Here is a 4,370-nt window from a genome sequence, read left to right on the forward strand (position 1 = left end):
TTCCCACAGCAGTAATTTTAACATTTAACGGAACTTTTCCTGCAATGTGGGCTAAGCTGTGCAACGGTTATGCTTAATCGTTTGTCAGTTCAATAAACGATTGCCATGCTGAAAAAAACATTCAACCCTGTTCTTATTTTTATGGTTGCAGCGTTATTGATGCAGGGATGCATTAAAGATCATTGCACGCAAACCTACAGCTACTTTGTTCCTGTATATAAAACTACTGAAGAGGTAAGAGCAAATATTAAAAGCAATGCACCGCGGGAAATGGAGAGAACAGGCAAATTGTATATCCGGGGTAATTATATCTTTTTAAATGAAATAGACAAGGGCATTCATATTATTGATAATGCCATCCCCACTGCTCCCAAAAATGTTGCTTTTATTGACATACCCGGTAATATGGATATGGCGGTGAAAGGAAACACATTGTATGCTGATGCATATACCGATCTGGTTACGCTCGATATTACAGACCCGCTCAATGCCAAAACCACTAAAATTGTAGAGAACGCTTTCCCGTTCCGGCAATACTACGGTACATTTTATCCCGATAACAGTAAAGTAATTGTAGACTGGGTAAAAAGAGATACTACCGTGAATATAGACTGCGGCAACGGTGGTTTTTTTGGCATTGATCTTAATAAGAGCGAAGCGTTCATGTATAATGATGTGCGCAGCCTTGCGGGCTATTCGGATCAGAGCATGTTTAATTCCTCTTCTTCCAAAAGTGTATCTCCTTTTGGTACCGGGGGTTCCATGGCACGATTTGCTGTTGCAGGGTATTATTTATACAGCGTTACTTTAAACGATCTGAATGTTTTTGAGATAAGCAGGCCGCAACAGCCATCGTTCACCAATAAAATAAATATCGGTGAGAATATTGAAACCATTTTCCCTTTTCAGCAAAAGCTGTTCATTGGCTCTGCCACGGGTATGTATATCTATAGTATTTCAAATGGAGGTAATCCTGTAAAAGAGAGCCGGTTTTTACATGTGCAAAGTTGCGACCCTGTAATTGCCGATGAAAAACATGCATACGTTACATTGCGTACAGGCACTACATGCAACAGCGTCAGCAATCGTTTGGAAATACTGGATATTGCCGATATCAACAGTCCTTCTTTGGTTAAGACCTATGAAATGACCAATCCGCACGGGTTGTCTAAAGACGGGGATATACTGTTCATCTGCGACGGAGCCAATGGATTAAAAGTATATAATGCTGCTGATGTACGTAATCTTAAACCGATAACCGCCATTGAAGGAATAGAGACCTATGATGTGATCGCCATGAACAATATTGCACTGGTGGTGACCAGTGATGGTTTATACCAGTACCTGTACGCTGATCCCGGCAATATACAATTGCTCAGTAAAATTAAAGTGAAGCAACAATGAGAAAGCATATTGTTTTAGCGATTATGATTTTTTTGGCTTTGAACCTGCATTTGCAGGCGCAACATAAGGTATTGCCCAAACCTGTTTTTCATTCTGTTGAACAGGTGGCGCTGGTGAATGGTAACAATGCCGTGTCGGGTGCGCTGCAAACGGTTAACGGTGTGGGTTACGGGAACTGGTTTGCCGGCATAGGAGCAGGAATTGATTTTTACCGTTACCGTTCTGTGCCCCTGTTCCTTGACCTGCGAAGATCGTTTGATGTAAAAAAAGGGAACAAACTGTTTGTATATGCAGATGGCGGCTATAACCTGCCCTGGGTTAAGAGAAAAGAGCCGGTATTTTCCATTTGGGGTTTGCCAAACAAAACCGATTATAAAAATAGGGGAGGCGCATATATGGATGCCGGCTTTGGATACGCTGTTCATGTAAAAGGAGGTAATGCTTTTTTGCTGAGCGCCGGATACTCTCATAAATATTTCAGTGAAAAAAGGACTACCACTACCATCACGGGCGAAAATATGGAAACGGTGGATATACAAAAATTCAACTACAGCATGAACCGGTTAATGATCAAACTGGGCTGGCAGTTTTAGTAGTGAGTAGTGAATGGTGAATGGTGAGAAGTGAATGGTGAGAGGTGAGAAGTGAAACGTGAGAGTGATCTTACTACTTACAACTTATCCCTTTAGCCGATAGCTCAGAGCTGACTGCTCATGGCTGTGAATAGTGAGTGGTGAGACACTGATAGCTGACTGCTGAAAGCTGATAGCCCACGGCTCATAGCTTATACCTCACACCTTTTTAGGCTACGACCCGATGAACTTCAGGTTTCTTTTGATGCCACCGAATTTGGCTCTTTTCAGCGGCGAATTTTTAAAGATCTTTTTAAAGCTTTCTTCCGTTAAAGCCTCCCAGTCCTGCGTATCAAAATTGAGTACTTCCGGAATAGGTTCAAAAGCCGTTTCATGCGTTGCCGTACTGAAGCGGTTCCAGGGGCATACCTCCTGGCATATATCACAACCGAACATCCAGTTGTTGAATTTGCCTTTCATTTCACCGGGTATCAGCATGTCTTTCAGTTCAATGGTGAAGTAGGAAATGCATTTGCTGCCATCTATTACCCTGTTTTCCTGTATCGCGTTTGTAGGGCAGGCATCAATGCATTTCCTGCAGGAGCCGCAATAATCTTTGGCAACAGGATCGTCATGGTCCAGTTTTATGTCAACAATAAGCGTGGCGATAAAAAAGAAAGACCCTGATCTTTTATTGATAAGGTTCCCGTTTTTTCCTATCCATCCCAGTCCGCTGCGCTGTGCCCACGTACGTTCCAGCACCGGCGCAGAATCCACGAACCCCCTGCCGTTCACATCTCCTATTTTGGCTTTCATTTCCTGCAGGAAGTATTTCAATTTAGCCCTGATCACTTCATGGTAATCGTTTCCCCAGGCATAACGGGATATCTTTGGCGTACCCTGACGAGAAGATGCTGAAGGAAAATAATTCAATAAAAGCGTAATTACCGATTGAGCTCCGGGTACCAGTTTTGCAGGGTTCACTCTCAGGTCAAAATAATTTTCCATGTATTGCATGGACCCGTGCATGCCTTTGCTCAGCCAGGCTTCCAGCCTGCGGGCATCTTCATCCAGCGGTACGGCTTTAGCGATCCCACAATAATCAAACCCGCATTGCGTTGCTATGTTTTTAACAATGGCGGTATGGTCGTTCGTATTCAAATTAAAAAATTATAGGGTGTGGTGGTGGTTTGAATGGAAAAAACTTACATTCGTATTACAGCCCTCTTAAACCCGGTTAATAAATCATGAAAAACAAAACCCTTCTCCTCGCGATAGCTGTATTCAGTCTCTCACAAAATTATCTTTTTGCCCAGGATAAACTCAATATTAAATTCGGAAAAATAGCTGCTGCCGATTTTGACCTCTCCAAAAGTAAATTTGATACCAGCGTGAGCGCGGTGGTTATCGCTGATATTGGCAGGTCTGATTTCAACGGGAACAACAAAGGCTGGTTTTCATTATCATTTAAAAAGCATACCCGCATAAAGATACTCAATCAAAACGGCGTAGATGCTGCTAATGTGGAAATACCGCTTTATGTAAGTGGTGGCGCAGAAGAAAAAGTGATCAATCTCAAAGCATCTACTTATAATCTTGAGAACGGAAAAGTAGTGGAAACGGAACTGGATAAGAAGTCTGTTTTTACAGACAAGTACGATAAAAACCATATAACGGTTAAGTTCACCCTTCCTGCTGTAAAAGAAGGATCGCTGGTTGAATATGTATATACTGTTCAATCAGATTTTTTACGCAACCTGCAGCCCTGGGAGTTCCAGGGCGATTACCCGGTTTTATGGAGCCAGTACGAGGTAAAAATGCCGGAATTCTTCAATTATGTGTTCCTGTCGCAGGGCAGTTTTCCGTTGGAGCACAGCTCCAAAACAACCCGCGATAATTTCAGCATGGTAGATCCGGGTGGCGTTTCAAGCTCTTCTTATTACAGTTTTACAGCCAATGCCGTTGAGCATAAATGGATAGCCACAAATGTGCCCGCATTAAAAACCGAAAGCTTTACATCCACCATACACAATCATATATCCAAAATAGAATTCCAGTTATCACAGTACCGGTTCCCAAATTCCCCGGTAAAAGATATTATGGGCAACTGGGCAAGTTTGGCGGTATAACTAATGAAAGATGATGATTTCGGCGCAGGACTTTTAAAAAACAATAACTGGCTGGAAGACGAATTAAAGCCTGTTACACAGGGCGCGGCAGACAACCTTGAAAAAGCAAAGAAAATATATACTTATGTTCGCGACAGGTTTACTTCTACCGGCAAAAGAGGCATCGGGCTTTCGGCACCGCTCAAAACCATCAACAAAAATAAAAACGGTTATGTTGCCGATATCAATTTGCTGCTTACAGCTATGATGAAGCAGCAGGGCATTG

At 42.5% G+C, this 4,370-nt stretch carries 5 protein-coding genes; 4 read left to right on the forward strand and 1 reads right to left on the reverse strand.

The features are described from left to right. The first annotated feature begins 105 nt into the window (after window positions 1–105). Both PLH26_RS20435 and PLH26_RS20440 read left to right on the forward strand, forming a co-directional pair. Window positions 106–1,404 carry an LVIVD repeat-containing protein gene (locus tag PLH26_RS20435; protein WP_324587872.1) on the forward strand — a complete coding sequence of 433 codons (1,299 nt, stop codon included), beginning with the start codon at window positions 106–108 and terminating at the stop codon, window positions 1,402–1,404. Continuing rightward, the gene (locus PLH26_RS20440) at window positions 1,401–1,997 is read left to right on the forward strand and encodes a hypothetical protein (RefSeq protein WP_324587873.1); all 597 of its coding nucleotides are present in this window, start codon (window positions 1,401–1,403) and stop codon (window positions 1,995–1,997) included. Before PLH26_RS20435 ends, PLH26_RS20440 begins: the two co-directional genes overlap by 4 nt. Before the next feature lie 213 nt (window positions 1,998–2,210). On the opposite strand, the gene queG is transcribed toward PLH26_RS20440, so the two are convergent. Beyond that, a complete protein-coding gene (queG, locus tag PLH26_RS20445; protein WP_324587874.1) occupies window positions 2,211–3,137 on the reverse strand; it encodes a tRNA epoxyqueuosine(34) reductase QueG in 927 nt (308 codons plus the stop codon). 86 nt (window positions 3,138–3,223) lie between these two features. Between queG and PLH26_RS20450 the strand changes: the two genes are divergently transcribed. After that, window positions 3,224–4,105: a DUF3857 domain-containing protein gene (locus PLH26_RS20450; protein WP_324587875.1), complete on the forward strand. Its 882-nt coding sequence runs from the start codon at window positions 3,224–3,226 to the stop codon at window positions 4,103–4,105. Window positions 4,106–4,108: 3 nt separating this feature from the next. After that, window positions 4,109–4,370: transglutaminase-like domain-containing protein (locus PLH26_RS20455; RefSeq protein WP_324587876.1), on the forward strand; the 262-nt coding region annotated here is incomplete at its 3' end.

The organism is Agriterribacter sp. (assembly GCF_035444585.1).
GTDB lineage: Bacteria > Bacteroidota > Bacteroidia > Chitinophagales > Chitinophagaceae > Agriterribacter.

Excerpts from the sequence above, each read along its gene's own strand:
- PLH26_RS20435 (WP_324587872.1), top strand. The coding sequence starts at position 106 with ATGCTGAAAAAAACATTCAACCCTGTTCTTATTTTTATGGTTGCAGCG.
- PLH26_RS20440 (WP_324587873.1), top strand. The coding sequence starts at position 1,401 with ATGAGAAAGCATATTGTTTTAGCGATTATGATTTTTTTGGCTTTGAAC.
- PLH26_RS20450 (WP_324587875.1), top strand. The coding sequence starts at position 3,224 with ATGAAAAACAAAACCCTTCTCCTCGCGATAGCTGTATTCAGTCTCTCA.